Source organism: Corynebacterium sp. 212_CJEI (assembly GCF_001055915.1).
Taxonomy (GTDB): Bacteria; Actinomycetota; Actinomycetes; order Mycobacteriales; family Mycobacteriaceae; genus Corynebacterium; species Corynebacterium jeikeium_D.
This window is the reverse complement of record NZ_JVPT01000041.1, coordinates 1-317: the sequence shown is the minus strand read 5'-3', so window position 1 is coordinate 317 and position 317 is coordinate 1. Positions and strand designations below refer to the sequence as shown.

Annotated in this window: 2 tRNA genes; both read right to left on the bottom strand. The window is 57.1% G+C overall.

Annotation, left to right across the window (positions count from 1 at the left end):
• Positions 1-30: 30 nt before the first annotated feature.
• A tRNA-Val gene (locus ADB02_RS03345) sits at positions 31-105 on the bottom strand.
• 32 nt (positions 106-137) lie between these two features.
• Positions 138-208: transfer RNA gene (locus ADB02_RS03340), tRNA-Cys, on the bottom strand.
• Between the last annotated feature and the right edge of the window lie 109 nt (positions 209-317).

Here is a 317-nt window from a genome sequence, read left to right as displayed (position 1 = left end):
CGCAAATACGCTCGCCCATAAGGGCTTACGTGGTGCGCGATACTGGGATTGAACCAGTGACCTCTTCCGTGTCAGGGAAGCGCTCTCCCGCTGAGCTAAACGCGCATTACATCGAAACCGGTAAGGAATCTCTGCTGAGGTGGAAACGGGAATCGAACCCGTGTACACGGCTTTGCAGGCCGTTGCCTCGCCACTCGGCCATTCCACCGTGAGGCTGCCGCCTCAGTGGTTGCCTCGAAGTTATACCACAGAGCTTAACTTCTTGAGAAACCAGAGCGGATGACGGGACTCGAACCCGCGACCCTAACCTTGGCAAG